Source organism: Microcystis aeruginosa NIES-843, from assembly GCF_000010625.1.
GTDB classification, from domain to species: Bacteria; Cyanobacteriota; Cyanobacteriia; order Cyanobacteriales; family Microcystaceae; genus Microcystis; species Microcystis aeruginosa.
Genome location: NC_010296.1, coordinates 5,240,613 through 5,267,565, shown reverse-complemented (window position 1 = coordinate 5,267,565; position 26,953 = coordinate 5,240,613). Strand labels below are relative to the sequence as shown.

26 protein-coding genes and 2 pseudogenes are annotated in these 26,953 nt (G+C 44.6%); 10 read left to right on the top strand and 18 right to left on the bottom strand.

All coding sequences use genetic code 11. The features are described from left to right. The first annotated feature begins 104 nt into the window (after nt 1–104). Entirely contained in the window at nt 105–863 is a 759-nt protein-coding gene (locus MAE_RS24860) for a sulfite exporter TauE/SafE family protein (protein WP_012267955.1), read from the top strand. A 265-nt stretch (nt 864–1,128) separates the two neighbouring features. Here the strand turns inward: MAE_RS24860 and MAE_RS24855 are convergent, their stop codons facing one another. The 12 genes and pseudogenes from MAE_RS24855 to MAE_RS24805 all read right to left on the bottom strand — a co-directional run bounded on the left by MAE_RS24855 (nt 1,129) and on the right by MAE_RS24805 (nt 14,230). After that, entirely contained in the window at nt 1,129–1,971 is an 843-nt protein-coding gene (locus MAE_RS24855; protein WP_012267954.1) for an Rpn family recombination-promoting nuclease/putative transposase, read from the bottom strand. A gap of 30 nt (nt 1,972–2,001) precedes the next feature. Further along, a complete protein-coding gene (locus MAE_RS24850; RefSeq protein WP_012267953.1) occupies nt 2,002–2,868 on the bottom strand; it encodes an Rpn family recombination-promoting nuclease/putative transposase in 867 nt (288 codons plus the stop codon). Between the two features lie 30 nt (nt 2,869–2,898). Further along, a complete protein-coding gene (locus MAE_RS24845; protein ID WP_012267952.1) occupies nt 2,899–3,717 on the bottom strand; it encodes an Rpn family recombination-promoting nuclease/putative transposase in 819 nt (272 codons plus the stop codon). Nucleotides 3,718–3,747: 30 nt separating this feature from the next. Then, on the bottom strand, nt 3,748–4,527 hold the full coding sequence (locus MAE_RS24840) for an Rpn family recombination-promoting nuclease/putative transposase (RefSeq protein ID WP_041804390.1): 780 nt from the start codon (nt 4,525–4,527) through the stop codon (nt 3,748–3,750). A 222-nt stretch (nt 4,528–4,749) separates the two neighbouring features. After that, entirely contained in the window at nt 4,750–5,607 is an 858-nt protein-coding gene (locus tag MAE_RS24835) for an IS5-like element ISMae4 family transposase (RefSeq protein ID WP_012264339.1), read from the bottom strand. Between the two features lie 186 nt (nt 5,608–5,793). After that, nucleotides 5,794–6,672 carry an Rpn family recombination-promoting nuclease/putative transposase gene (locus MAE_RS24830; RefSeq protein ID WP_012267950.1) on the bottom strand — a complete coding sequence of 293 codons (879 nt, stop codon included), beginning with the start codon at nt 6,670–6,672 and terminating at the stop codon, nt 5,794–5,796. A gap of 28 nt (nt 6,673–6,700) precedes the next feature. Further along, a complete protein-coding gene (locus tag MAE_RS24825; protein ID WP_012267949.1) occupies nt 6,701–10,147 on the bottom strand; it encodes a DEAD/DEAH box helicase family protein in 3,447 nt (1,148 codons plus the stop codon). A 64-nt stretch (nt 10,148–10,211) separates the two neighbouring features. Continuing rightward, nucleotides 10,212–10,340, bottom strand: a pseudogene (locus MAE_RS32920) (hypothetical protein); the annotation flags it as partial. Between the two features lie 27 nt (nt 10,341–10,367). Continuing rightward, nucleotides 10,368–11,555, bottom strand: a complete 1,188-nt coding sequence (locus MAE_RS24820) for a restriction endonuclease subunit S (RefSeq protein WP_012267948.1) — start codon at nt 11,553–11,555, stop codon at nt 10,368–10,370. Nucleotides 11,556–11,638: 83 nt separating this feature from the next. Then, entirely contained in the window at nt 11,639–11,950 is a 312-nt protein-coding gene (locus MAE_RS24815; protein WP_012267947.1) for a nucleotidyltransferase family protein, read from the bottom strand. 465 nt (nt 11,951–12,415) lie between these two features. After that, the gene (locus MAE_RS24810) at nt 12,416–12,739 is read right to left on the bottom strand and encodes a nucleotidyltransferase domain-containing protein (RefSeq protein ID WP_002750888.1); all 324 of its coding nucleotides are present in this window, start codon (nt 12,737–12,739) and stop codon (nt 12,416–12,418) included. Between the two features lie 3 nt (nt 12,740–12,742). Continuing rightward, nucleotides 12,743–14,230, bottom strand: coding sequence for a type I restriction-modification system subunit M (locus MAE_RS24805; protein WP_012267945.1), 1,488 nt, complete (start codon nt 14,228–14,230; stop codon nt 12,743–12,745). 223 nt (nt 14,231–14,453) lie between these two features. Between MAE_RS24805 and efp the strand changes: the two genes are divergently transcribed. The 3 genes from efp (at nt 14,454) to MAE_RS24790 (ending at nt 16,664) form a co-directional block, all read left to right on the top strand. Beyond that, nucleotides 14,454–15,011 (top strand): elongation factor P, encoded by a 558-nt coding sequence (gene efp, locus MAE_RS24800; protein WP_002762061.1) that lies wholly within the window; start codon nt 14,454–14,456, stop codon nt 15,009–15,011. 166 nt (nt 15,012–15,177) lie between these two features. Next, nucleotides 15,178–15,672, top strand: a complete 495-nt coding sequence (gene accB / locus MAE_RS24795; RefSeq protein WP_002796400.1) for an acetyl-CoA carboxylase biotin carboxyl carrier protein — start codon at nt 15,178–15,180, stop codon at nt 15,670–15,672. Nucleotides 15,673–15,677: 5 nt separating this feature from the next. Continuing rightward, nucleotides 15,678–16,664: a zinc-dependent alcohol dehydrogenase family protein gene (locus MAE_RS24790; protein ID WP_041804388.1), complete on the top strand. Its 987-nt coding sequence runs from the start codon at nt 15,678–15,680 to the stop codon at nt 16,662–16,664. 246 nt (nt 16,665–16,910) lie between these two features. On the opposite strand, the gene cobT is transcribed toward MAE_RS24790, so the two are convergent. Further along, the gene (gene cobT, locus MAE_RS24785) at nt 16,911–17,990 is read right to left on the bottom strand and encodes a nicotinate mononucleotide-dependent phosphoribosyltransferase CobT (protein WP_002796398.1); all 1,080 of its coding nucleotides are present in this window, start codon (nt 17,988–17,990) and stop codon (nt 16,911–16,913) included. Nucleotides 17,991–18,007: 17 nt separating this feature from the next. Here cobT and MAE_RS24780 point away from each other — a divergent pair, with 17 nt between their 5' ends. From MAE_RS24780 to MAE_RS24765, 4 genes are read left to right on the top strand one after another with little or no spacing between them, the layout of a single operon-like run. Next, on the top strand, nt 18,008–18,886 hold the full coding sequence (locus MAE_RS24780) for an ABC transporter permease (protein ID WP_041804386.1): 879 nt from the start codon (nt 18,008–18,010) through the stop codon (nt 18,884–18,886). 45 nt (nt 18,887–18,931) lie between these two features. After that, nucleotides 18,932–19,294, top strand: coding sequence for a thioredoxin family protein (locus tag MAE_RS24775; protein WP_080507059.1), 363 nt, complete (start codon nt 18,932–18,934; stop codon nt 19,292–19,294). Nucleotides 19,295–19,310: 16 nt separating this feature from the next. After that, complete coding sequence (locus MAE_RS24770; protein WP_002796394.1) at nt 19,311–20,489, top strand: LL-diaminopimelate aminotransferase; 1,179 nt, start codon at nt 19,311–19,313, stop codon at nt 20,487–20,489. Next, nucleotides 20,470–20,658 carry a hypothetical protein gene (locus MAE_RS24765; RefSeq protein WP_041804384.1) on the top strand — a complete coding sequence of 63 codons (189 nt, stop codon included), beginning with the start codon at nt 20,470–20,472 and terminating at the stop codon, nt 20,656–20,658. Before MAE_RS24770 ends, MAE_RS24765 begins: the two co-directional genes overlap by 20 nt. A 65-nt stretch (nt 20,659–20,723) precedes the next feature. On the opposite strand, the gene MAE_RS24760 is transcribed toward MAE_RS24765, so the two are convergent. The 5 genes and pseudogenes from MAE_RS24760 to MAE_RS24740 all read right to left on the bottom strand — a co-directional run bounded on the left by MAE_RS24760 (nt 20,724) and on the right by MAE_RS24740 (nt 25,325). After that, nucleotides 20,724–21,554, bottom strand: a complete 831-nt coding sequence (locus tag MAE_RS24760; protein WP_012267941.1) for an Rpn family recombination-promoting nuclease/putative transposase — start codon at nt 21,552–21,554, stop codon at nt 20,724–20,726. After that, nucleotides 21,547–22,353: an Rpn family recombination-promoting nuclease/putative transposase gene (locus MAE_RS24755; protein ID WP_012267940.1), complete on the bottom strand. Its 807-nt coding sequence runs from the start codon at nt 22,351–22,353 to the stop codon at nt 21,547–21,549. The genes MAE_RS24760 and MAE_RS24755 overlap by 8 nt, the downstream gene beginning before the upstream one ends. Nucleotides 22,354–22,437: 84 nt before the next feature. Then, nucleotides 22,438–23,259 carry an Rpn family recombination-promoting nuclease/putative transposase gene (locus tag MAE_RS24750; RefSeq protein ID WP_012267939.1) on the bottom strand — a complete coding sequence of 274 codons (822 nt, stop codon included), beginning with the start codon at nt 23,257–23,259 and terminating at the stop codon, nt 22,438–22,440. Continuing rightward, nucleotides 23,260–23,622 (bottom strand): annotated as a pseudogene (locus MAE_RS24745) (flagellar assembly protein H); the annotation flags it as partial. A gap of 173 nt (nt 23,623–23,795) precedes the next feature. Further along, nucleotides 23,796–25,325, bottom strand: coding sequence for a hypothetical protein (locus tag MAE_RS24740; protein ID WP_012267937.1), 1,530 nt, complete (start codon nt 25,323–25,325; stop codon nt 23,796–23,798). A 304-nt stretch (nt 25,326–25,629) separates the two neighbouring features. Between MAE_RS24740 and MAE_RS24735 the strand changes: the two genes are divergently transcribed. Continuing rightward, complete coding sequence (locus tag MAE_RS24735) at nt 25,630–26,298, top strand: HEAT repeat domain-containing protein (RefSeq protein WP_012267935.1); 669 nt, start codon at nt 25,630–25,632, stop codon at nt 26,296–26,298. A gap of 61 nt (nt 26,299–26,359) precedes the next feature. Continuing rightward, entirely contained in the window at nt 26,360–26,872 is a 513-nt protein-coding gene (locus tag MAE_RS24730) for a phycobiliprotein lyase (RefSeq protein WP_012267934.1), read from the top strand. Nucleotides 26,873–26,953: the final 81 nt, after the last annotated feature.

Below are 26,953 nucleotides of genomic sequence, written 5' to 3'. Positions count from 1 at the left end.
GCTGAAACCGTAGATTTTCTATCCGAATGCTTCGCCCTTACTTTTTCAGTAAGTCCTATGTATAATAGCAAATTCAGACCCTTCAAGGCCATGAACCGAAGATAATGGCAGACAATTACTTGATTTTACTGATAACAGGCGTTTTTTCGGGCTTATTAGCGGGTTTATTCGGTATTGGGGGTGGCACTATCTCCGTGGCGATCCTGTTAAATTTGGGCTACAGTTACGGGGAATCGGTGGCTACCAGCAGTTTAGCGATCGTTTTCACTTCCCTAGGGGGTACGATCCAAAATTGGCGATTAGGTTCCCTGAAATGGCAGCGAGTTCTCCTCTTAGGTTTACCCGGGATTTTTACGGCATTTATCGGGGTCTATCTGGTCAAATATAGCCCCAAACACCTCCTAGAAGCGGCTTTTGGTTGTTTTTTACTGCTCAATATCTATTTAACCAATCTCAAGCAAAATTTAAGCCAAAAAGAGTCAGTTTCTGCCATTAGATTGCATCCTAATCTAGCCTGTCTGCTAACCGGAGGAATCGCTGGATTTCTAGCCGGTATTTTCGGAATTGGCGGTGGGGCGATCATGGTGCCACTACAAATGATTTTTTTGGCAGAAAAGATCAAAATCGCCATTGTCACCAGTTTAGGTGTGGTTTTACTCAATTCGATCGCCGCCTGTTTCGCTCATGCCCAAGCCGGTCATATTCTTTATCTACAAGGGATTATTTTAGGTATCGGTGGTTCCCTAGGTGTACAAGTAACCACTCGTTTTTTACCGAAATTACCGGATCGATTGGTGCGGATTACTTTTTATATTTTTCTGCTACTGATGGCCATTTATTTCTTCATCCGCGCTTGCTCTTAGACCGCATCAACGGACTCGTTAAATCTCAACTTTCTAACCCTTCCAGTCTCTCCCTGATGGGCTTTTTCCGTATTCATCAATAAAAAACGGAGAATACTTGACAAATTCGGGGGGGTAGAATGGCGGAGATTATTGCTTTTAATCGCTCATCTATGGGGTATAAATCTTAACTTTTCCCAGTATTAGCCATAACATTAGCTTGAATCAATCAAATCAAACAGGATTTAGTATAACAGGACATCCTAGACATGAGGACATAAGGAGATTATGTCCCGTTTTGTATAGCTCTAACCTGTTTAACCTCTAACTCTAACGCAGATGCGACTTGCTCAACGCTTAACCCTAAGGCTAACAAACGAGGGACAGCCTCTAGTGCTTTGTTTAGTCTGCCTTGCTCAATGCCTTGCTCAATGCCTTGCTCAATGCCTTCCTCGCGACCTTCCTGACGCGCTTCTTCGCGCACATCTTGAAAATACTGAGTTTGTTTTAATTCATCTAAACTAAACATAGTTTCTATCTCCCGACGATTGAGAAGCGGTAACTTATAAACGAGAATCGTCTCTATTAATTGTAAGAGTTCTTGCGGTTTTTGGTCGGGGGTTAATTCTTGCCGCACTCTTTGGATTAATTTTCGGGTGCTATCAATCGCTTTTGCTTTAGATAGGGTGATTAATTGGACTGTAGCTAAACCAATCGAAGTTTGAGGAATGTTTTCTAATTCATTCAGATAAATCCGTCTCACTCGCTCGGAGTTGAGAAGTTCCCGATAGCGTTGAACTTTATCGGTTTCTACTTGAGGGTTAGGATAGACAATCACACCCCGCCAATCATTGGTTAAGTCAGTTTTACTGAGATATAAGAATATTTCAGTGAAAAAGCGCTGATAAAAAGCCTCATCTTCTTGAAATTGTACCTCACAGAAGTAGATAGGAGTCTGGGGGTGATTATTTTGAGGCAGAAAGACTCCATCAAGACGAAAAGAAAGTTGTTTGACTTCCACTGAGTCAAAGCGGTAGTTATTCGCTTCGCTGATAGGGAGTTGAATTAATTCAAAGAAGATAGAGGGGAATGATTGAAAGAGTTGATAAAAAATCGTGTCAGTTTTCATGCTTTTATTTTACAAGGCGATCACATTTTTTTATGTCCCGTTTTGTATAGCTCTAACCTGTTTAACCTCTAACTCTAACGCGGATGCGACTTGCTCAACACTTAACCCTAAGGCTAACAAACGAGGGACCGCCTCTAATGCTTTGTTTAGTCTGCCTTGCTCAATACCTTGCTCAATGCCTTGCTCAATGCCTTGCTCAATGCCTTGCTCAATGCCTTCCTCGCGACCTTCCTGACGCGCTTCTTCGCGCACATCTTGAAAATACTGAGTTTGTTTTAATTCATCTAAACTAAACATAGTTTCTATCTCCCGACGATTGAGAAGCGGTAACTTATAAACGAGAATCGTCTCTATTAATTGTAAGAGTTCTTGCGGTTTTTGGTCGGGGGTTAATTCTTGCCGCACTCTTTGGATTAATTTTCGGGTGCTATCAATCGCTTTTGCTTTAGATAGGGTGATTAATTGGACTGTAGCTAAACCAATCGAAGTTTGAGGAATGTTTTCTAATTCATTCAGATAAATCCGTCTCACTCGCTCGGAGTTGAGAAGTTCCCGATAGCGTTGAACTTTATCGGTTTCTACTTGAGGGTTAGGATAGACAATCACACCCCGCCAATCATTGGTTAAGTCAGTTTTACTGAGATATAAGAATATTTCGGTGAAAAAGCGCTGATAAAAAGCCTCATCTTCTTGAAATTGTACCTCACAGAAGTAGATAGGAGTCTGGGGGTGATTATTTTGAGGCAGAAAGACTCCATCAAGACGAAAGGAAAGTTGTTTGACTTCCACTGAGTCAAAGCGGTAGTTATTCGCTTCGCTGATAGGGAGTTGAATTAATTCAAAGAAGATAGAGGGGAAAGATTGAAAGAGTTGATAAAAAATCGTGTCAGTTTTCATGCTTTTATTTCACAAGGCGATCGCATTTTTTTATGTCCCGTTTTGTATAGCTCTAACCTGTTCAACCTCTAACTCTAACGCGGATGCGACTTGCTCAACACTTAACCCTAAGGCTAACAAACGAGGGACAGCCTCTAGTGCTTTGTTTAGTCTGCCTTCCTGACGACCTTCCTCGCGACCTTCCTGACGCGCTTCCTCGCGCACATCTTGAAAATACTGAGTTTGTTTTAATTCATCTAAACTAAACATAGTTTCTATCTCCCGACGATTGAGAAGCGGTAACTTATAAACGAGAATCGTCTCTATTAATTGTAAGAGTTCTTGCGGTTTTTGGTCGGGGGTTAATTCTTGCCGCACTCTTTGGATTAATTTTCGGGTGCTATCAATCGCTTTTGCTTTAGATAGGGTGATTAATTGGACTGTAGCTAAACCAATCGAAGTTTGAGGAATGTTTTCTAATTCATTCAGATAAATCCGTCTCACTCGCTCGGAGTTGAGAAGTTCCCGATAGCGTTGAACTTTATCGGTTTCTACTTGAGGGTTAGGATAGACAATCACACCCCGCCAATCATTGGTTAAGTCAGTTTTACTGAGATATAAGAATATTTCGGTGAAAAAGCGCTGATAAAAAGCCTCATCTTCTTGAAATTGTACCTCACAGAAGTAGATAGGAGTCTGGGGGTGATTATTTTGAGGCAGAAAGACTCCATCAAGACGAAAGGAAAGTTGTTTGACTTCCACTGAGTCAAAGCGGTAGTTATTCGCTTCGCTGATAGGGAGTTGAATTAATTCAAAGAAGATAGAGGGGAAAGATTGAAAGAGTTGATAAAAAATCGTGTCAGTTTTCATGCTTTTATTTCACAAGGCGATCGCATTTTTTTATGTCCCGTTTTGTATAGCTCTAACCTGTTCAACCTCTAACTCTAACGCGGATGCGACTTGCTCAACACTTAACCCTAAGGCTAACAAACGAGGGACCGCCTCTAGTGCTTTGTTTAGTCTGCCTTCCTGACGCGCTTCTTCGCACACATCTTGAAAATACTGAGTCTGTTTTAATTCATCTAAACTAAACATAGTTTCTATCTCCCGACGATTGAGAAGCGGTAACTTATAAACGAGAATCGTCTCTATTAATTGTAAGAGTTCTTGCGGTTTTTGGTCGGGGGTTAATTCTTGCCGCACTCTTTGGATTAATTTTCGGGTGCTATCAATCGCTTTTGCTTTAGATAGGGTGATTAATTGGACTGTAGCTAAACCAATCGAAGTTTGAGGAATGTTTTCTAATTCATTCAGATAAATCCGTCTCACTCGCTCGGAGTTGAGAAGTTCCCGATAGCGTTGAACTTTATCGGTTTCTACTTGAGGGTTAGGATAGACAATCACACCCCGCCAATCATTGGTTAAGTCAGTTTTACTGAGATATAAGAATATTTCGGTGAAAAAGCGCTGATAAAAAGCCTCATCTTCTTGAAATTGTACCTCACAGAAGTAGATAGGAGTCTGGGGGTGATTATTTTGAGGCAGAAAGACTCCATCAAGACGAAAGGAAAGTTGTTTGACTTCCACTGAGTCAAAGCGGTAGTTATTCGCTTCGCTGATAGGGAGTTGAATTAATTCAAAGAAGATAGAGGGGAAAGATTGAAAAGAACTCTTGCAAATTAATTATATGTTATAATGATGGGTTAACTAATTTTCCCCAAAAAATTAGTTAATCAGTACATTTGTCCTGAATGAAAACTTGAAGTTTAACTTTTAACTCAAAACTCTTTAGAGCTGCTTTAATTTGGTTATCAAAACCTCTTTATTTAAGCGGCACAAACTATCTCAATTATAAAAATTGAGAATAAATTCTCCTTGACTTGATTAATCTTTAGGCAACTTTTAAGAAGCTGCTATACCTATCCCTAACTCACAGTTATAAATAGCCGCCAACAAGTTAACTCTTAAACTATATCTTCGACGACGATTCCGATATTTACAGGATAAGATTTTAAAGATTTTGAGTTTCCTATTTATATGTTCAATGATAATCCTTTCTTTGGCTAAAGCCTTGTTATACTCTTTTTCTAACTCTGTTAATTTTCTATTTTTCGATTTCTTTTTCGGTGTATAACTATTACTATGGTATGCAGCTATTCCCTGATAACCACTGTCTTCTATGCTGGTAGTTAAAGGATGAAAACGAACTCGACTTTTTTTAAATAAACTAAAATCATGACCTCTACCTTTCCCACAAAAGACACAGATAATTTCCTTTGTATTTTGATCAGCTACTAATTGGGATTTTAAAGTATGATAACCTCTTTTACCCGAAAAAAAATCTTTCTGTTTCTTTTGGGGGCGTTCAATGGGAGTTTCCGTTACATCCATTACCGTTATGACCGGTATCTCTGCTTGATTGAGTAAAGCTTTTTTTCCTTTTAAACGGAAGTTTCCCGATTGTAAAAGCATTTTTTCCGTCTTATTTACAATCCGACATATAGTTGATTCTGATAGTTCCCAGCTTGTACCAATGTGAAAATATGTTCTATATTCTCGCCAATATTCTAACGTTACTAAAACTTGTTCTTCTATAGATAGTTTAGGTTTCGGTCCCCTTTTAGATGGTGAATTAGAGTCGGCTTCAACACTTTTTACTGATTCTACCATCTTTCTATAGGTTTGTTTATACACACCGAAACGGCGTTTGAATTGTTCATCTGATAAGTTTTGATAATCCATAATTTTGCTAATAAACATAGCAAAATTATAGATGATTTCCTGACCTAAGATCACATTTTATTCTTTTTTCCACTTCAATCTAAGAATTGAGAAAAAAGCAAAACCTTATATTATACCATAAAAAAATTATGCAAGAGGTCTAAAGAGTTGATAAAAAATCGTGTCAGTTTTCATGCTTTTATTTCACAAGGCGATCACATTTTTTTATGTCCCGTTTTGTATAGCTCTAACCTGTTCAACCTCTAACTCTAACGCGGATGCGACTTGCTCAACACTTAACCCTAAGGCTAACAAACGAGGGACCGCCTCTAGTGCTTTGTTTAGTCTGCCTTGCTCAATACCTTGCTCAATGCCTTGCTCAATGCCTTGCTCAATGCCTTGCTCAATGCCTTGCTCAATGCCTTCCTGACGACCTTCCTGACGCGCTTCTTCGCGCACATCTTGAAAATACTGAGTCTGTTTTAATTCATCTAAACTAAACATAGTTTCTATCTCCCGACGATTGAGAAGCGGTAACTTATAAACGAGAATCGTCTCTATTAATTGTAAGAGTTCTTGCGGTTTTTGGTCGGGGGTTAATTCTTGCCGCACTCTTTGGATTAATTTTCGGGTGCTATCAATCGCTTTTGCTTTAGATAGGGTGATTAATTGGACTGTAGCTAAACCAATCGAAGTTTGAGGAATGTTTTCTAATTCATTCAGATAAATCCGTCTCACTCGCTCGGAGTTGAGAAGTTCCCGATAGCGTTGAACTTTATCGGTTTCTACTTGAGGGTTAGGATAGACAATCACACCCCGCCAATCATTGGTTAAGTCAGTTTTACTGAGATATAAGAATATTTCGGTGAAAAAGCGCTGATAAAAAGCCTCATCTTCTTGAAATTGTACCTCACAGAAGTAGATAGGAGTCTGGGGGTGATTATTTTGAGGCAGAAAGACTCCATCAAGACGAAAGGAAAGTTGTTTGACTTCCACTGAGTCAAAGCGGTAGTTATTCGCTTCGCTGATAGGGAGTTGAATTAATTCAAAGAAGATAGAGGGGAATGATTGAAAGAGTTGATAAAAAATCGTGTCAGTTTTCATGCTTTTATTTCTTCATCCGCGCTTACTCTTAGACCGCATCAACGGACTCATTAAACGATCGCAAAATCGAGACGATCCGATCAGCTTCCCCATCATTAAACATCCCATCTAGCCCTTCGGGATGGTTATCAGTAAAAGGAGGCTCGTAGAGCGCCCCCGGATTGATAACTCCGTTTTTAGCGAGCATATCGATGATATTTTCGATAAAACGGATTTGATTGGCCGAGAAGTTTGTCCCCTGCAAATAACGGGCAAAAGCTTGTTTAGCCGCCTGGCGTGCCGCTACGCGGATCCCTGCGGGATCAAGTCCGACGATTTCCAGGATCAGGAGCTTGAGGCTTTTTGTCTGGCCAAAAACCTCCTCAAAACGCTGACGGCTCTCAATTTCTGCGGCCGAAAATAGCATCTCCTCTAGGGCAGATAAATCCGTCTCCGTTAGGGGGAGATTGCGCCGCAACTTAGCGATCGCAAGGTGATCCTGATGCTGACGGATATAGGCCTCCACTTTCCGGCGATACTGTTCGCGACTAAAACCGGTCTGATGGGTGGGAATATCGACAATCTGCACCTCCCCCATCTCATCGACAAAATCGGTGATCACGATCTGCTGCTTTTGGCGATCAATAAACTTGACCAGATCCCGGACACGCACCCGAATCCCCTCCACCATTGACGGCGTTGCGCCGGTCCACCAGCTTTCGTCCTGCACCTCGCGAATAAAGGCCAATTGTCCCTTAATCATCGGGATATCGGGCTTAGTCTCCAGTTGACCGAGAATATCCCGCACTTTGTCCCGCAATCGCTCATAACTACGGTCGGCCTTGAGAATGGCTAATTGCAGTTTCACGCAGAGAAGGTCGAATTCCTTGGCCAGGGGATCCTCATTGGGCAGACTATTGGGTAAACCGGCCAAGCAGTCGGCAATGGTGGCCGCGTCCTCCTGACTCAGGTTGTTCCAACGCTGACGCTGACTAAAGGTCTCCACCTGCGGCAAGCGACGACGCACGAGGAAATTATCCCGGGGCATGGTGGCGATGTGTTGATGGAGTGCATCGAGCAAACTCGTGTATAGGTCGCCGGCCCGCTCGACTTTGTAAGTAGAGGACTGCTCTCTTGCCCTAGGTGTCGCGCTTGGCTTGGAGGGAGCGAGGCGGGTTGCCAACTCGAGGCGATGTTTAACTAGGCGACTGGTGAGGCTTTCGGGTATTTTCTGGCTTGTTTCATCGATATCCTGCTCGAAATACTCGAAATTCCCGCAGAGGTCAAAGACCAGAAACTCGGTTTTATGGTTGCCAGTCCCAAACAAATCCTGACAGAGACGGGTCCCGCGCCCGATCATCTGATTGAACTTCACCCGGGAGAATACGGGCTTAAAAAACACCAAATTGACCACTTCCGGCACATCTACGCCGGTATCGAGCATATCCACCGAGACGGCCAAAATCGGTTCTTTGTTGGCTTCGCTGAAGTCATCGAGCAGACTCTGGGCGTAATTGTCGTGACTGTCAATAATTTTGGCGAAATGACCTTTGTAGTGAGGATAGTTACTGTTAAAGCGATCGCAGATACATTGGGCGTGTCGGTGATTACGGGCAAAAATAATCGTTTTACCCAATCGATCGCCACTGTTGACCTTTAGCCCCCGTTGCATCAATAATTCTAATGCTTGATCCACGGTGTCGATATTGAACAACCAGTCATTAAAGGCAGCTGCGTTAATTGCCTGCGGTAGTTCGCCGCTTTCCTCGTCCCGGAACTTCTCCTCGTAGTCTAGCCGCTCCTGTGGGGTTAGCTCACTGTATTTAACCCCAGTACGCAGAAACTTAAACGGCACAGTAACGCCCTTGGGGGGGACGAGGTGGCCATCCCTAACGGCATCATTTAACTCGTAGGCGAAGGTAGGCACGCCCTGGGGTAGCTGGAAAATGCGGTAGGTGTCCCGGTCTATTTCCGAGCGCGGCGTGGCAGTTAGCCCCACCAGCAGGGCATCGAAATAATCGAATATTTCGCCGTATTTCTGATAAATGGAGCGATGGGCCTCATCGACGATCACTAGGTCAAAATAACCCACCCCAAAGATTCGCCCCTCTGCATCCATGCGATCGATGGCGTTGAGCATGGTTTGATAGGTGGAGAAGAGGACGTTAGCCCCCGTCACGTCCTTGCTGCGGGTCAGATGCAGGACGGTAACGCTGGGTAGATGACGCTGAAAGGCTCGATAGGCTTGCTTTAATAGGGCATTGCGATCGGCCAGAAACAGGACTCGGTTTACCCAATTGGCACTCTTGAGCAGTTCCACCAATGCGATCGCAGTTCGGGTTTTACCGGTTCCCGTGGCCATAACCAACAGGGACTTACGGGCGCACTTTTCTTCAAAGGTTTCGGTAATGCGGCGGATGGCCTCTTTCTGGTAGGGACGGCCGACAATATCCTCGTTAATGGCGGTGTTGCTGAGGCGTTTACGGTGGGAACGGCGGAAAATTAGCCGTTCTAGCTCGGTTTTTCGCAGGAAACCGAGGACGGGACGGGGGGGATAGGTGAGATCATCCCAGAGATAGGTTTCATAGCCGTTGCTGTAGAAAATAACGGGGCGTTGGTTGTAGTCTTTTTCTAAGCAGTCGGCGTAGAGTTTGGCCTGATTTTGGCCGCTGTCGGGGCTTTTGCTGCTGCGTTTTGCCTCCACGAGGGCGAGGGGTTTGCCGTCGTCGCCCCATAGTACATAATCGACGAAACCGCGCCCAGTATCCCCCGCTTGTTGGATGGGCATCCCCCACACCTCGAACTCTGTGGCGTTGGGGGCTTTGGTATCCCAGCCGGCTTCTTGGAGTAGTACATCGATCAGGTAGCGGCGGGTGTCGGCTTCGTTGTAGTCGTGCCGGTCAGCGATCGCTTGATTTTGGGCGAGGAGGGCATCCCGTTCGGCCCTAGCGGCTGCCAGTTCGGCCTCGGTTTGGCGCTGTTTTGCTTCGGCCAATTGGCGCAGGGCATCGCTTTGGGACAGGCGTTTTTCCAGGTCTTGCAGTTGTTTGGGAGCGGGGGGTGCGGCCGGGGGTATCTTCTGGCGATCGAAGCGAATATCGCCCAATTCTCGCCCATTCTGCCCATAGTAGCGCACCAGCCAGTAGGTGAGATGAAATAGTTCCTCGATCAGGTGCAGGGAGTCCCGTTCACTGATGGGGCTGGTATCGTGGGCGGCGTTGTTGCCGACTTTGTGGATGGTGCGAATTTTGCCGAAAAGTCCAGGTTTAAGGTTATCTTTAAAGGTTTGCTCGTGGATGAGAGCGCCTAGGCTATTGTCCCGGGGCGGTTGCAGGTAGGGGTCGTTTTCATAGAGCCAGCAGACCATTTGTTCTAGGACAAAACGGGTATAGAAGCAACTGGCCCGGGGGTTACTGAAGACTAATCCCTCCGCTTGGCTGGCATGATCGTAGATTGTCGGGAATTGATCTCGCAGGAAGGAGAAGTTTGAGTCCATATTGCGCTCCCCAGTCTATTATCCCCAAAGTTTTGGCTATCTCTATATTTTACCTGATTATTGTTTAACAGTTATATAAAAAAACAGCAAGTTCGGTTATTTTATCTAGGGTTTTCCCGCGTGACAGTGTGAGATGATAGGAATCTTGGTTAATTGTCCAACGGTCTTTTTTAATGGCATTTCCCACAAGATTATGGCAGTAATCCGCCGGCTGCCATGGCTACAGTTCCCCCCTAAATGCTCTTTGTAAAAGGGAATTAAAGAGATTTTCGGATTGTTCAAGCGCCTGAAGATGACACCGAACAGATTCTTCGATATTTTTCGTAACTTTTGTAATTAGATTTTGTGTCTTGATAGGAGGAACAACGACCTCAATTTTGGATAATCCTGGCTGTGAAATATTAGTGATTGTAGATGTGTTAGAACCTAAAATCAGTCTATTTCTCATCGGTGGAGTTCTAAGCATTAAAGATAAAAACTCTGGATTAATCAGGTCTGTCCTCGGCCTGACTCGGATCATAAATGAACTGAAAAGGCAAATCTCATCAGAATCATAAACAGAACATACAGCAACCCCTTCACGCTTTACTGAAGAACGTACAAATAGCAGATCTCCTCTCATGAGACTATATTTTTCAATCTCTTTTGGAGTTACGTCGAGAAGTGAATACTTTTCTGGAATGAAACGATGCCATTCGTACAAGTCAGATATGTTTGCAACCTTAGAGCCATGACCATAGTGTTCACTATTTTTTCCTATTCCGTTTTGAAAATTTGTACATATTTCACCGAGACGCTTCACCTCCCACCCTTTCGGATTAGTAACAGGATCACCGAACATCTCTAGGAAAGTCGATTTTAACAACTCCTCAGTCAACCGAATCGCCTCTTTGCGCTTGCGTCGCACCCCATCTGCTTTATCTAAAATTGCCGCAATTCTTCGCTGTTCTTCGAGGGGTGGGAGCGATACCTTAATCCCTTTAACTATCTCAATATTTAAGTTCTTTACAGTTGAACCAGAAGCAAGACGGGAAAACTCTGCATATATTAGATCAGAACCTAGTAGATGATAAAAATAATCTTGATCAATAACACCTTTTTTATTACTTAAAACAAGCCATCCATCATGAATACAACCAGATGTTTTCATGATATAAGGGTGGCCAAAGCTCATGGAATTCGTAAGTAAAAAATCACCCGGATAGACCATGCGTGAATTCTTAACACCAGTCTTCAAAATGCGCTTTTTAGTGTGTGTAATGTATTTTGAACTATCCGAAGCATCACCAATCATTACCCAGTTTACACCGTCAGGTTCTTCTGTCAGAAAATTCTGAATCGGTCTTGGCGAACCACCACGAGCAATTTCAAAAATATCGCCTAGTGCGACAGATGGCCAATCCTTCATCCCAACATCTCCTTTAACGCGCGTAAAACCAGATCAATCTTATTTTCAAACATAAATCAAACATCCTTTCGGTTGACTAAAACTCACGAACTACAGGGGACATATTCCACCTCATCGAGAATTCGTTGTCCAAAAAAAGGACTCAACGACTCAGGTGTAACCAGATCCACACTCCGATCAAACAAGTCCTCCAAAAAGAAACATAAATCCATAAAATTATTAAATGTCTTCATCCCGGGTTGAAACACCACCAAAATATCCACATCGCTCTTCTCTGTCGTCTGCTCTGTCCGAAAAGATCCGAACAAACCACAGCGACTAACTCCCAATCGCCGTAATTCGGCTTGATTTTGCTCTAGCAGACTAATTACCTGTTGCTTTGTCGTTACAGTCATCACATCCTCTCTAAATACCGACAAACATCCTTTCGGTTAACTAAAGCGGTGGGTTACGACGGATTGTTAGATTGACTTTAACGCCTAGATTGTTGCCGTCTAACCCACCCTACTATGAACTCTTCTCCCCCCTTTTTAAGGGGGGTTGGGGGGGATCGAATGGCGCTTCTATTCTAGTCATCACATCCCCTCTAAATGCCGACAAATCTTATTTTCAAACATAAATCAAATATCCTTTCGGTGGACTAAAGCGGTGGGTTACGACGGATTGTTAGATTGACTTTAACGCCTAGATTGTTGCCGTCTAACCCACCCTACTATGAACTCTTCTCCCTTCAATGGGTAGGGTGGGTTAGCGATAGCGTAACCCACCACTCTCTTGGAATCTAAATGCCGACAAATCTTATTTCTCAGCATAAATCAAATATCCTTTCGGTTGAGCAAAACTACCAATGCAATCATCGCTCATAGCGTAACCCCTTCGCGCCGTATATTGTCAAGAAATGGATTATCTCCGCTCTGGAACTTTGCCGCAGAGATAAAATGACGGGAAACAACCACATTATAATCAAGGCAAAGCCTAGCGATAAATTCACTCGTGCGGTCAATTTCCTGATAAGGATCCACCACACCAGAAAGAATGACCAAAAGATCGATATCAGAATCTTCCCGTCCATCTTCCCGTGCTTGGGAACCGTAAAGGACGATTTTCTGTAATTGGTTTTGATAGAGCAGATGGAAATAATCTTTTATCTCCCGCAGAATAACCTCTAGCTGTAGATTTTTCATCTCCTAATCTCCTAACATCTCCTCTAATGCGTCCAAATCCTGACGAATATCAGCCTCTAAAGCCCTTAACTTCTGTAAAATCACCTTCGGCGGCTCATAGCTCACTTCCTCGTACTCTATCTCCTTATAGCGGTTAATTGATAGATCATAAGCATTGGCCTGAATCTCCTCGCGAGGCACAAAAAACGCCTTCCCTTGGCGGTTGGTATCCTTAGCGGAGTCGCGTTGCTGCCAACAGCGCAGCAAGTCCGGGATATCATTATCGGCAATCGGTTGGCGCTTATCATCGAGAGAGAAACCATCCGCCACCATGTCATAAAACCAAACGAAGTCAGTCCCCTTTTCCCTTACCCCCAGCTTCGTAAAAATCAGGATTGCGGTAGATACCCCCGCGTAAGGTTTAAACACCCCCGACGGCATCGATATCACCCCCTCTAGCTTATGTTCTTCTACCAAGATGGTGCGGATGTCCTTATGGGCCTTGGACGAGCCAAATAGCACCCCATCCGGCACAATTACCGCACCTTTTCCCCCCGTCTTCAGCAAGCGCAAAAACAGGGCCATGAATAATAACTCGGTTTTAGTGGTGTCGATGATTTTCGATAAATCCTTGGCAATAGTGGACTTCTCCACCGAACCCTTAAACGGTGGATTAGCCAGAATCATGGTAAAACTATCCTCTACCCCGGCGTGATCCTCCGATAGGGAATCCCGGGCCTCGATAATCGGCTGCTCGATACCGTGTAACATCAGGTTCATGCTGCCGATGCGTAACATCGTGGCATCGAAATCAAAACCGTGGAACATTTGGTTATTGAAATGCTCTAGGTTGCCGCGTTCATGGAGCAAACGTCCCCCCTCGCTGTCCTTTAACTCCCGCACATACTCGGCAGCCGCTACTAAAAAGCCTCCTGTGCCACAGGCCGGATCACAGATAACTTCCCGGGGTCCCGGCGCTAATAACTCCACCATCATTTTGATAATATGGCGCGGCGTGCGAAACTGTCCGTTAGTCCCGGCTGTACTCAGTTTCGAGAGCATATACTCGTAAAGGTCGCCTTTGGTGTCCCGATCCTCCATGGGGATTTTTTCAATTTGCTCGATTACTGTCCCCAGCAGCGCCGGAGACGCGATGAGAAACACCGCGTCCTTCATGTGTTTAGCGTAGGTGCTACCCCTAGAAAACTGTCCCATATCTTTGATAAAGGGAAACGCTTCATCCCGGACAATCTGGAGCATTGTCTCGGCATCATCGATATTTTTGAAGCGGGACCAACGGATATGCTGTTGGCTGGGGGTAAAGGTGGGATTTTCGAGATTTTCGCCTAATCGTTGGGCCCTACGCTCCTTAGCCAGTTCTAGGTCATCTAGGCGCTTGATGAAGAGTAAATAGGAAATCTGCTCGATTACCGAAAGCGGGTTACTAATGCCGTTATTCCAGAAGGTTGTCCAAAGTTTATCTATTTTGGATTTTAATTCGCCGGTGATCATCGCTGTTTATTTGTTCACTGCTTTTAGTATTGCAGTAATATTGTACTAAAAATCGAGGTTTCAGGGTGAAAAATGCTATTAGGTACTTAAGTGATTAGCTTTTGTCCCTTGCTTGCCCCACCTCCCACCTCCCCCTTACCTGTACGGACGGGAAAAAAGTTTTTTCGGGTACAGGAAGTATGTAAAATGGAATGTTGATCTTTCTTGGCCTAAACAGCATTTCATGATTTCGAGTAACGACTTTCGGAGTGGCACGACCATCGAGATAGATGGCTCTGTCTGGCGGGTGGTGGAATTCCTGCACGTTAAACCGGGCAAGGGATCGGCCTTCGTGCGAACCAAGTTAAAAAATGTTCAGACCGGCAACGTGGTAGAACGGACGTTCCGGGCGGGGGAAACCTTGCCCTCAGCCACGATCGAAAAGCGCACCATGCAGCACACCTACAAAGAAGGCGATCAGTTTGTCTTCATGGACATGGAGACTTTTGAGGAAGCAACTCTCACCCCGGTACAAATGGGCGATCGAGCCAAGTATCTGAAAGAAGGAATGGAAGTCAATATTCTCTTTTGGAATGATCAAGTGTTAGACATAGAATTGCCCACTTCGGTAATCTTGGAAATCACCGATACGGATCCAGGAGTCAAGGGAGATACGGCCACCGGTGGCACGAAACCGGCGATCGTAGAAACGGGAGCGCAGGTGATGGTTCCCCTGTTTATTTCTATCGGTGAAAGGATCAAAGTGGACACCCGGGATGGTTCCTATCTGGGACGGGAATAATTGTGATGAGAAGCCCAGAAATGAGGGCTTAGGGACGGGTTTAGGACTAAAGCCAGTGTTTCTGAGCCTGTTTCCCAAAACTTAGCCGCTAGATGGGAAAAATCGATAGTTTGGTGGGTGCGAATTTGGATTTGTTGCTTTTTATTTGCGAGGGGATTTCAGAGCGGTGACTATTGATTACAACGAAATTCGAGAACTGATCAAAACATTGGCAGCAACGGATATCAGTGAATTTAGCCTGAAAAGTGCAGATTTAGAGCTAAATATCCGCAAAGGAACCGTTAATACTGCCCTTGGGCCTCTCGCCGCTCCCTTGCCGGTGGTGACTGCCCCGGTCGCCGCTCCAGTGGTAGCCGCAGGTCCCACCCCGGTCCCAGAAACCCCCACTGCCGAACCCGTGGCCGCCGCTATGGATAAAAAATGGCTGGCGATTACCTCTCCCATGGTCGGCACTTTTTATCGCGCTGCTGCTCCCGATGAACCCTCTTTCGTGGAAAAAAACGATCGGATCCGTGTCGGACAAACGGTCTGTATCATCGAAGCGATGAAGTTGATGAATGAAATCGAAGCGGAGGTGGCCGGGCAAATCGTCGAAATCGCCGTCGCTAACGGTGAACCGGTAGAATTCGGTCAGACATTAATGTGGGTTAATCCCGAATAGATAGAATGAAAGCTATCCTCATGACCGCCGTGGATGTCCTACAGCTTCAGGAAGTCCCCACCCCGAAAATTAGTCAACCGCATCAGGTTTTATTAGCATTAAAAGCCGCTGGTGTCAACCCTATTGATACAAAAATTCGTAAACGCGGCACTTTTTACCCCGAGCAAATGCCGGCCATTTTGGGCTGTGACGGGGCGGGAATTGTCGAGGCCGTTGGGGCGGCGGTGCAGGATTTTCGCCCCGGGGATGAAGTGTACTTTTGTAACGGCGGACTGGGCAAGGCCGGCACGGGAAATTATGCCGAATATGCCCTGATCGAGGCGGATTATCTAGCCCACAAGCCGAAATCTCTTTCTTTTGCCGAGGCGGCCGCTGTACCTTTAGTTTTAATCACCGCTTGGGAAGCACTCTATGATCGCGCCCGTCTTCAGTCGGGACAAAGCGTACTTATCCATGGCGGGGCCGGGGGTGTTGGTCATGTCGCGATTCAATTGGCGAAACTGAAGGGGGCTAAAGTTTATACGACGGTGGGAAATAGCGATAAAGAGCGTTTAGTGCGGCAATTAGGGGCAGATTACCCGATTTTATACAAACAAACCGATTTTGTCTCGGCGATACTTCAACAAACCGCAGGGAAAGGAGTAGATGTCGCTTTTGATACGGTGGGAGGGGAAACTTTTGGCCAAACTTGCCGAGCGGTGCGAGTGTACGGCGATATGGTGACGATTTTGGAACCTACGGGCAGCTGGAAGGAAGCGCGCGATCGCAATTTGCGGATTAGTTTAGAATTAATGTTAACCCCGGCTTTGATGGGACTGCCAGAAGCGCAAAAATATCAAACAGAAATTCTCAGACAAGGGGCGCGTTTAATTGACGAGAAAAAGTTAACTATTCATCTCTCCCAAACCTTCCCTTTAGCGGCAGCTATCAGCGCCCATCAACTGCTAGAAACTGGTTCGGTGACGGGGAAAATAGCCCTAATTATTGACTAGAAATCTGCTGGTCACTATTTTCTCTCATAAGCTGCCCGCGTATTTAGGGTTGGCTGAATAAATCTAAAAACCTTGTTGGATAAGACTTTTAGACCTTTTTGAAATCCCAAAGTGGCTGGCATGGGAGTGATCAGGGGGAAAATCCCTGGACTTTTTCCCTGAAAATTAGGTAATTGACCACCTGAAAATCGGTAAAACCCTACACCCTGCCCCCTGGAAAAACTTTTTGCCGCAAACCCTAGATAGTCAACAGTTTAGTTGAAACCCGATTAAATTTTCGATCGCTTTGACCAAATCTTGATTAGTCCAATTCCGGTACAAACAAGCGGCGATCGCACATCCCCCCGCACCCACTCCCTCTTTGACAAAACCCTGTTGATAAGCTTGCAAAACCGGGTATTTAGAGGCAGAAAAGTCTAATTGTGTGGCTAATAAAGGCAATTTTCCGATCATGCGGGCTAATCCCACCGTATCCCCCGTTTTATCTTCCGCTACCCAGCGAGTTGTGCCGACGATGATATTTTCCCAGTTAACCGGATAGGCATATTTAGCCACTAGAGCTTGAATTAGGGCAGAAACGGCTAACATTTGGGTTCCTCCGGCGAGGAGTACCCCACCCTGCCCACTGGCGGCGATGGCCATGCCAGCGACGAAAATCTGCTGAGGATCGCCTAGGGCGGCGATTACCTCAAAAGGATCAAAAATTTCTTTTCGGGCTAATCCCTGCTCAACTATTGACTGTTTCTGAGCATGATTGCACTGGGGATGGCTGCTGTTAACTTTGCCGTTGGCTCGATAACCCAATCCGGTGAGGATGGCGAGGGCGGTGGTGGTGCCGCCGACCACGCACTCGCCGATAATTAGATAACTAGACTGGCGGGCTAATTTTTCTCCCCAAGTTAATCCTTGGGCGAACAGGTGTTTTACTATGGTCAGGTCTAGGGCGCGGCCGGTGGAGAGACAACGGGCCGGTTGTCCCCCCAGTTCGATATAATCGACGGCCGGGGGCAAGGGTAAACCGGCGTTAAAAACGAGGACGGGAATGGCTAATTTTTCCACCACGGCGCGGGTAATATAGGCGGGGGAGGCTCCCACCGTTAGGGGGGGTAAGGGATAACGGGGATGGGGTGAAACTCCTTTAACGATAAATTCGGCATCAGCGATCGCTGTATATTTTCTATCTTCCGGGGTAGCACCGGCGGTGGAGATTCCGGGGATTAATCCCGTCTCGGTAAACCCCAAAACTAGGGCAAATATCGGACAACATTTTTGATGGCGCTGTAACCAATTTTGCCCCCGTTCGATTTCCGTGTAAATTTTAATCATCTGTGATTTTCTTGATTATGTCTCCCCTGTCTTCTGCAATTATCGATACTTGGCGACGTTTTTACCGAGATCCCTTGGCAGTAATAGGAGCGATCGCATTAATTATAATTATTCTTGCTGTCCTATTCGGTCCGATTTTCTATCGGGTCCCCATCGATACCATTGATTTTAGTCAAACCACTGCTCCCCCCAGTTTAAAACATCTTTTTGGGACTAATGATCTGGGCCAGGATCAATTGGCGAGGATTTTGGTGGGGGGTCGAATTTCCCTAGCGGTGGGGATTGCTGCTATGATAGTTGCGATTATTCTAGGGACGGCGATCGGGGCTATTTCCGGGTTTTACGGGGGCGCAATCGATGGCTTATTGATGCGATTAACGGATTTATTCCTATCTTTGCCCCAATTACCCCTACTTTTACTGATTGTCTATCTATTTCGCGATAGCATCAAAAAAATCGCCGGACCGGAAACGGGTATTTTTATCCTCGTGGTTTTAGTAATCGGGGGTTTAAATTGGATGTCGGTGGCGCGATTGGTGCGGGGAAATTTCTTAAAATTACGCGAGATGGAGTTTATCTCGGCTGCGATTGCTTTGGGGGCCACTCCTTTCCGTTTAATCTGGGTGCATTTATTGCCTAATGTTTTGGGAATGATTATCGTGGCGGCCACTTTAGCGGTGGGTAATGCGATTATTACCGAGTCAACCCTGAGTTTTTTGGGTTTGGGTTTCCCCCCCGATGTGCCGACTTGGGGACAAATGTTATTTAAAGCTAAAGATTACTTGACAACTGCCCCCCACTTGGTCATTTTTCCCGCTCTAGCTATCGTGATCACGGTGTTAAGTATTAATTTTATCGGTGATGGTTTACGGGATGTCTTTGATCCTAATGTTTAAGGAAGCGTAGAAGTGGATAATTGCCGAAAATTACCCAGAACCTCTATGATGATCAGTAGCGATGGTGAGGAAATAAATACTGTGAGTAGCGTAACTGTCATTAGCGATCAGAAGTTTGACAAAGAGGTTTTTGAGGTCGAAAAACCCGTTTTAGTCTATTTTTGGGCGAGTTGGTGCGGTCCGTGCCGTCTGGTATCCCCCTCGATCGATTGGGTGGCGAAAACCTACGGCGAACGGCTAAAAGTAGTTAAACTAGAAATAGACCCTAACCCCAACTCGGTGGCTAAATGTGATGTGAAAGGTGTTCCCGCTTTACGCATCTTTAAAGATAAAAAACTTATTGCCACTCATGAAGGGGCGATCGGCAAACAACAATTACAATCTTTTATCGATACCTATGTCAGCTAATTAGGTATCTGTGGTTATGAATAACTTAACCCTAGCACACCGCTTACAGGCACTACAATCCAACGTTTTTGCCGATATGGATCGGGCAAAAGCTGCCAGTAGAGAAGCGGGTAATACCATTATCGATCTTTCGCTCGGTTCCTCCGATCTTGGGGCTGCTCCCCACGTTGTCGATGCTATTGAACGATCTCTCCACGATCCTCACACCCACGGCTATTTACTCCATAATGGGACCAGAGACTTCCGAATAACTGCCGCTAACTGGTATAGCGATCGCTTTGGTGTCCCCATCGATGCGGAAACGGAGGTTTTACCCCTAATTGGTTCTCAGGAAGGCACGGCCCATCTACCGTTGGCCATTCTCAACCCCGGGGATTTTGCCCTGCTCCTCGATCCGGGTTATCCCTCCCATTTGGGCGGTGTTGCCCTTGCTGGCGGTCAAATCTACGGGATGCCAATTTTGGCAAAAAATGACTTTCTGCCGGTTTTAGAGGACATTCCTGACCTAGTGCTGGCACAATCGAAGCTGATGGTCTTGAGTTATCCCCATAATCCCACCACAGCGATCGCACCTTTGGCATTTTTCCAAAAAGCGGTTGATTTTTGCCGTCAGCATAATTTAGTTTTAATCCACGATTTTCCCTATCTAGACATCTTTTTTGCGGGAACATCGCCCCCCCCGTCAATTTTACAGGCCGATCGAGCTAAAACTAATTCGATCGAGTTTTTTACCTTTTCCAAGTCCTATAATATGGGCGGTTTTCGCATCGGTTTCGCCATTGGCAACCCGCAGTTAATTATGGCTTTGCGACAGATTAAAGCCATGGTTGATTTTAATCAGTATTTGGGCATCCTCAACGGTGCGATCGCTGCTTTGACCGGTAATCAAGATTCGGTCAAGGAAACCGTCGCTATCTTCCAAAAACGCCGGGATGTGTTTATTAATGCCTTAAATCGCATCGGTTGGCCGGTTGCCACTCCGGCCGCCACTATGTATGTTTGGGCGAAAATTCCCCCCAGTTGGCCGGGTAATTCCGTCGATTTTTGTCGGCAATTGGTGGCCCAAACCGGTGTCGCTGTTTCCCCCGGTTCCGGTTTTGGTAAGGGTGGTGAGGGTTATGTGCGTTTTGCCTTAGTTCACGATCCCGATATTCTAGAGGCTGCCGTGGAGAAAATTGGGGCTTTTTTGGGATAAAACCGATATTCTAAGCAGTGGTTATGCTGCAATGGATAACTTTCGCCTTGTTACTTCTGATATTTCGGGTGATATTGGTAATGTGTCCACTCCCGAACTTTCTAGTATTATCGGACTAGGCATACTAGGTAGTGGTTTAGTGGTGCGTCGCCTCGCTAAACGCCGTTAATCGTGCTTGGGGTGGGGAGATGAGCCGAAATTTTCCTAATTCCCCACCCTTTGCGGTTAAAAGCTTTAATTGTGCTGCTGTCTTTGTAATTCCTCGATAGTTGCGGGGGATAAATCAGTAAATTGGGCGATTTCTGGGACATGAAAGCCAGCAGATAGCATTTTTAGGGCAATTTGTCGAGCTTTTTCTTTTTTTCCCTCCTCTTTGCCTTCCTCTTTGCCTTCCTCTCTGCCTTCCTCTCTGCCTTCCTCTCTGCCTTCCTCTCTGCCTTCCTCTAAAATATCTTGATAGATGACGGATTCTCTCATAATGTCACTCCGAAGGATTTTTTTAATCGTCTCTCGATTTAATACTAACCCAGCGAGAATACTGGTGGCGGCGGCGAGATTGCTTTGCACCTGTTTTTGAGAGATAGTTTCTAGAGAACGGGACACCTGACTTAACACCTGTTCGGGATCATCGGTATTGCTGAGGACGGCAAAGGGTAATAAACCGGGTTGATGGAAAAATTGCGGCGTATTTTCTTCCCAAAGACGGATGACTTGAAAAGAATGAAAAGTTTCCCCCAGACGGAAAGTATTTTCTTGTACTAGGGGGGAATCACTGCGTCGCAGATAAATTACCACTTGACGCATTGGTTTTTGGGGATGACGACGATAGACGCGAATGCGATAATCGAGCATTCGGAAAGGAATCTTGGAGTCGGGGTCGGTTTGAAATTCAGTATGGAGAATCAATTCCTCTGACTGCAAAAAAATCAGAGAATCGGCACGAATGGGGTCTAATTGTAATTCCGTCGGGTCGAGGACGGTTAAGGGGAGGGGAGAACCCAATAACCAAGTGGCTAGATCATCGGAGAAGTTTTCGGCGATAAATTTACAAATATTATCAAACATCGCGAGCGTTCTGCCTTTGTAATTCCTCGATCGCGTCGGGGGATAAATCGGTAAATTGGGCGATTTCTGGGATAGGAAAACCAGCAGATATCATTTTCAGGGCAATTTGTCTGGCTTTTTCTTCTTTTCCCTTTTCCTCGCCTTCCTCTTTGCCTTCCTCTAAAGCTTCTTGATAAACCTTAGTTTCTCTTAAATCACTTAAACTAAACATAGCTTCTATCTCCTTACGGTTTAATTTCGGTAATTTATAAATGAGAATTGTCTCAATTAATTCTAGAATGTCCTCTCTTTTTAAAGACTCCTGAAATTGTTGTCTAACTTGTTGAATCAGTTCTTTTCCTTGGGCTAAGGTGTTTGGTTCCGATTCCACAATTAATTGTAACACTTTTACCCCCAGAGAATCCCCCTCATCTAATTGATTCAGATAATAACAGTTAACCCGTCCTGACTCAAAGAATTCTTGATAACGAGATTTGGGACTATTTTCAATTCCAGGATGAGGATAAATGATCACCCCTTGCCAATTGTTATTACTCTCACTTTGATGAAAATAGAGAAATATTTCACTAAAAAAGCGCGAGTAAAACCGTTCATCTTTTTGAAATTGTACCTCAACAAAGTAAATCGGTTCATTAAGGTTATCAGGAAGAAAGACCCCATCTAAACGAAAAGCGAGTTGTTTAACTTCTAGGGAGGAAAATTGATAATGATTGACGGTTTCTGGGGGAAGATTGAGCAAATCAAAGAAACTTTCGGGAAAAGTCTCAAAGAGACGATAGAAAATACTGTCCGTTTTCACTCAATTTTGTCCCTCAATGACTTCTGGTACTTGTTCAATTTCTAAGTCTAAAGCTTGGGCAATTTGTTCTACACTTAATCCTACTTAATTTAACCATTGGTGCAAATCTTCCAAATCCGAAAAATCCAATAAAGCAAGAGCCAAATTATCCAGTTGATTAGGATTTAACTGTTTAATTTTTTGTTCTATATTTAAAGGAATAGAACCTAGCTTTAAGTTTAGCTGACGCAAAATTAGGCTTTTTTTAGCGGATAATTCTCCTTCCTCTAAAGCTTCTTGATAAACCTTAGTTTCTCTTAAATCACTTAAACTAAACATAGCTTCTATCTCCTTACGGTTTAATTTCGGTAATTTATAAATGAGAATTGTCTCAATTAATTCTAGAATGTCCTGTCTTTTTAAAGACTCCTGAAATTGTTGTCTAACTTGTTGAATCAGTTCTTTTCCTTGGGCTAAGGTGTTTGGTTCCGATTCCACAATTAATTGTAACACTTTTACCCCCAGAGAATCCCCCTCATCTAATTGATTCAGATAATAACAGTTAACCCGTCCTGACTCAAAGAATTCTTGATAACGAGATTTGGGACTATTTTCAATTCCAGGATGAGGATAAATGATCACCCCTTGCCAATTGTTATTACTCTCACTTTGATGAAAATAGAGAAATATTTCACTAAAAAAGCGCGAGTAAAACCGTTCATCTTTTTGAAATTGTACCTCAACAAAGTAAATCGGTTCATTAAGGTTATCAGGAAGAAAGACCCCATCTAAACGAAAAGCGAGTTGTTTAACTTCTAGGGAGGAAAATTGATAATGATTGACGGTTTCTGGGGGAAGATTGAGCAAATCAAAGAAACTTTCAGGAAAAGTCTGAAAGAGACGATAGAAAATACTGTCCGTTTTCACTCAATTTTGTCCCTCAATGACTTGTGGTACTTGTTCAATATCTAAGTCTAAAGTTTGGGCAATTTGTTCTACACTTCACCCTAAAGCCAATAAACGGGGAATAGAGTTTAATTTAGCGGTTAATGCTCCTTCCTCTCTGCCTTCCTCTAAAATATCTTGATAGATGACTGATTCTCTCATAATGTCACTCCAAAGGATTTTTTTTATCGTCTCTCGATTTAATACTAACCCGGCGAGAATACTGGTAGCGGCAGCGAGATTGCTTTGCACCCGTTTTTGAGAGATAGTTTCTAGAGAACGGGACACCTGACTTAACACCTGTTCGGGGTCATCAGTATTGCTGAGAACGGCAAAGGGTAATAACTCATTGTTCGCTTAATTTTTTAAGGGAAGGGTTTTAAAATTGCTGTAACCTTTATCCTGTATGCTTTTTAGCGAATAAGGCAAGCGGAACATTGCCGAGATTGCTATCGCCAATTGGTTCGTTCAAACCCTAGGTATTTCTACAAAATGGAGACGCACCGGGTTGAATCTCCCTATTGAGGATTTTTTGGGACAGCAACAATCAAAATACTTCTGATTTGCGAGCGACTTAACCTGACCGGAAAGATATCTGTATAATCTAGACCAGCTGCTCTAATGCCATAATCAATTTCCACTTGGTTCAATAAATTTTGATTGAGAGGCCATTGTCTCATGTCTCCACCTAATGCGGGACCATTCACCGGATTTCTAGTGCTTGCAGCCGTATCTGAAAGCATTTGATCGTGGGTAAAGGCTAACACTCTATCCAATAATTCATCGTTGGTATAAGTGAAAGCATGATCATCCCTCATGGGATTGATCATTTGAAAAACGTCACATCCTTCGTCTAAAACCATCGCTTCTTCCGCACCGAATCCATCGCTCATAATTAAGGTAATCCCTTCTAGGGTATTGCCGATTTTTGCCGATAATCCCGAGGACGCAAAACAGATAATTTTTTGACCGGACATTCCCAAAATTCCGAAAGGATAGATGCTCTTGGGAAAGTAAATTTCTACCGTATCTCCTCCGGGGTAAGGAAAATATTCTCCCGCCCGACGCGGAGAAAAATCAACCCGTTTAAACTGCTGTTCATCTAATTCCCTCGCGACAGCAGGATTAGCCAGATTGATGTTCAGAAAACCACCGGGAGAAATTAATTGAGTTTCTACGATAATCGGTCCGTTTAAAGCGGCACGCCTGGCATTCAAATCGCCATAGAGTTGATATTCCCCCAAGTTAATTGTATTAATACCCTGCCTCCTAAAATTCCCCGCACAGGGAATTTGATAAGGCAGGCAAAAAATATGGCGTACATCTTGGAATCGATCGATAGCAGTAAATAGGGGAACCACATCACCTTGTTGAATGATAGTTTTTCCCCCTAGGGCAAACTCTAAAAATGGGGCGATATTCTGTAAATTAGCATCGTATCCCGGTAGTCCTGCTAAATGACGATTATATCTGCGAGCCACTTGCGGATCGTTAATCTGTATTATATTTGCGCCTCCAGCCATAAACCTTAAATCCAAAAATTCATAACGATGGCCGAGGTGTGTAGCCATAGCATCACACCATTTGACCAAACACCGATAGATGCGACGATCGATCGGGTCTTGCGGGTCTCCGGGGAGAAACATTCCACATAATTGATTTTGCAAGGATTTTATGTAGTAATTAGGGCCAAGATAGGCAAGATGCCACGGATTCATCGTTAGATCCCCGCAACCTTGGGCGCCAATAATGAGCCAATCCTGTCCTCGCTGATCGCAGAATTCTTTGAGATGATGATAAAGTGTCCAAGTACCCGCTCTCTGCTCGTAAGCATTGGTCGTAGAGTCTAGGCCAGGAATAGCAATTTGACCAAGTCGATTATACATTATATCCGGCACTGCATGAGGATCCTGCATTCTGGGAGGAGTTATACCATCCCGTTGAATGCCGGGGCCTTTTTGATAGTCTGGAGTCACGGACACAAAGATATGCTCTTTTTCCGTGTCTAGAGTCAAAGAACCAGTATTAAAAACTCGATTTTCCACCATAACACCTCCCGCTTGTCTAGGTGTGGCAGTTGCCGCTAGACAAGCTAATTAGCCCTAGGCTATCTGTTTTTTTTAATCTCAACCTCGCTGACCTGAAGGGGAGTGGGGCTTTATATTTTTTTCCTGAATCTATCAGAAAGCCTAGCATTTATCGTATTACCATACTTAAATTATAGTTTCCCGGAGGAAGTCAACTCTCGCCTCAATCCTTAAGAAATCCTCAAGAAATCCTTTCCCCGCTCTCGTTTCTGAATTGCCAAGAATTGCGTTAGAATTAAAGAAATATTACAAGTGGTTGACAAAAATGAGTAAGCCTGATACACAAGCCATTGCCCTCCAGTTAGAAAGTAGCAATTCTAAAGATCGTCTGCTGGCCTTGGCATCCCTGCGAGAAGTGACCCCGGAGGAAGCTGTACCCTTGATCAAAAAAGTCCTTTATGATGAAATGCTGCCAGTGCGATCGATGGCTGTCTTTGCTTTGGGAGTCAAACAAACCGAGGAATGCTTTCCTATCCTAGTGGATTTGTTAGCCAATGATGCCGATTATGGCATTCGCGCCGATGCTGCCGGGGCCTTAGGTTATTTAGAAGATATTCGCGCTTTTGAACCCCTACAACGGGCTTTTTACGAAGACACGCAATGGTTAGTCCGCTTTAGTGCCGCCGTCGCTTTGGGCAATTTGGGCGATATTCGGGCTAAACAGGTGTTATTATCGGCCCTCGATAGTAACGAAGCGGTTATTCAACAGGCCGCTATTGCTGCCCTTGGCGAAATCAAAGCAGTGGAAACCGTCGAGAAGCTTTTAACCTTTGTTAACTCCGATGACTGGTTAATTCGGCAGCGATTAGCGGAAGCTTTAGGCCATCTTCCGGCGGAAAAAACGATCGCAGCCCTAAAATTTTTGGTCAAAGACGAACACCCGCAAGTGCGCGAAGCGGCCCGTTTATCCTTGCAAAAATTGGCCAACGTCTAGGGATAGGATAGAATAAATAATCTAGTCTTCCAGAGCGATCGATCTTTGCCTACAGCCATTCATGGACATTCAAGAATTTATTAATCTCTGTGCGGGTAAATGGTTTTCTCAGCGCACCAGTTATCAATTAGCTGCCCAAAAAGTTGCCAATAATAAAGCAGAAATCACCATCGATTTGCTGGCTGCCGATGCTGCCGATGTGGTGCAATTATGTTTAGGAAATAACTGTCAGTCCCACACCAGTCTAGGGGGATGGAAAGCAACTTGGGATAATTCCGTGGACTATGGACAACCGAAAAAAATCGGTTCTAGCTATTTAGTTTGGCTGCCCTCAGAGAATTCTTGGCAAGGAAAATTAATCACATCGGACGGTAAATCGGCAGCGCTGGGAGAATATCATCTCAGAAGCGATCAAGCTTTGACTTTAACCATCGAGGATAATCACCATCGTATCGAGGAAAGAATCTGGTTTGCTAGTCCTAATCTGAGATTGCGTACCAGTATTATCCAGTCGGGCAATGGCGATCGCCAGACGGTTTTCTATTCGGAAATTCGCAAAATGGTTGCTTCTTAAGTAGGGTCTGCTGAAAAAGTTTGTTGGTGGGGTTAGGGTGTGGGGTGTGGGGTGTGGGGTGTAGGGTTTTACCGATTTTCA

Excerpts from the sequence above, each read along its gene's own strand:
- MAE_RS24860 (WP_012267955.1), top strand. The coding sequence starts at position 105 with ATGGCAGACAATTACTTGATTTTACTGATAACAGGCGTTTTTTCGGGC.
- MAE_RS24855 (WP_012267954.1), bottom strand. The coding sequence starts at position 1,971 with ATGAAAACTGACACGATTTTTTATCAACTCTTTCAATCATTCCCCTCT.
- MAE_RS24850 (WP_012267953.1), bottom strand. The coding sequence starts at position 2,868 with ATGAAAACTGACACGATTTTTTATCAACTCTTTCAATCTTTCCCCTCT.
- MAE_RS24845 (WP_012267952.1), bottom strand. The coding sequence starts at position 3,717 with ATGAAAACTGACACGATTTTTTATCAACTCTTTCAATCTTTCCCCTCT.
- MAE_RS24835 (WP_012264339.1), bottom strand. The coding sequence starts at position 5,607 with ATGTTTATTAGCAAAATTATGGATTATCAAAACTTATCAGATGAACAA.
- MAE_RS24830 (WP_012267950.1), bottom strand. The coding sequence starts at position 6,672 with ATGAAAACTGACACGATTTTTTATCAACTCTTTCAATCATTCCCCTCT.
- MAE_RS24825 (WP_012267949.1), bottom strand. The coding sequence starts at position 10,147 with ATGGACTCAAACTTCTCCTTCCTGCGAGATCAATTCCCGACAATCTAC.
- MAE_RS24820 (WP_012267948.1), bottom strand. The coding sequence starts at position 11,555 with ATGAAGGATTGGCCATCTGTCGCACTAGGCGATATTTTTGAAATTGCT.
- MAE_RS24815 (WP_012267947.1), bottom strand. The coding sequence starts at position 11,950 with ATGACTGTAACGACAAAGCAACAGGTAATTAGTCTGCTAGAGCAAAAT.
- MAE_RS24810 (WP_002750888.1), bottom strand. The coding sequence starts at position 12,739 with ATGAAAAATCTACAGCTAGAGGTTATTCTGCGGGAGATAAAAGATTAT.
- MAE_RS24805 (WP_012267945.1), bottom strand. The coding sequence starts at position 14,230 with ATGATCACCGGCGAATTAAAATCCAAAATAGATAAACTTTGGACAACC.
- efp (WP_002762061.1), top strand. The coding sequence starts at position 14,454 with ATGATTTCGAGTAACGACTTTCGGAGTGGCACGACCATCGAGATAGAT.
- MAE_RS24790 (WP_041804388.1), top strand. The coding sequence starts at position 15,678 with ATGAAAGCTATCCTCATGACCGCCGTGGATGTCCTACAGCTTCAGGAA.
- cobT (WP_002796398.1), bottom strand. The coding sequence starts at position 17,990 with ATGATTAAAATTTACACGGAAATCGAACGGGGGCAAAATTGGTTACAG.
- MAE_RS24780 (WP_041804386.1), top strand. The coding sequence starts at position 18,008 with ATGTCTCCCCTGTCTTCTGCAATTATCGATACTTGGCGACGTTTTTAC.
- MAE_RS24775 (WP_080507059.1), top strand. The coding sequence starts at position 18,932 with ATGATGATCAGTAGCGATGGTGAGGAAATAAATACTGTGAGTAGCGTA.
- MAE_RS24770 (WP_002796394.1), top strand. The coding sequence starts at position 19,311 with ATGAATAACTTAACCCTAGCACACCGCTTACAGGCACTACAATCCAAC.
- MAE_RS24760 (WP_012267941.1), bottom strand. The coding sequence starts at position 21,554 with ATGTTTGATAATATTTGTAAATTTATCGCCGAAAACTTCTCCGATGAT.
- MAE_RS24740 (WP_012267937.1), bottom strand. The coding sequence starts at position 25,325 with ATGGTGGAAAATCGAGTTTTTAATACTGGTTCTTTGACTCTAGACACG.
- MAE_RS24735 (WP_012267935.1), top strand. The coding sequence starts at position 25,630 with ATGAGTAAGCCTGATACACAAGCCATTGCCCTCCAGTTAGAAAGTAGC.
- MAE_RS24730 (WP_012267934.1), top strand. The coding sequence starts at position 26,360 with ATGGACATTCAAGAATTTATTAATCTCTGTGCGGGTAAATGGTTTTCT.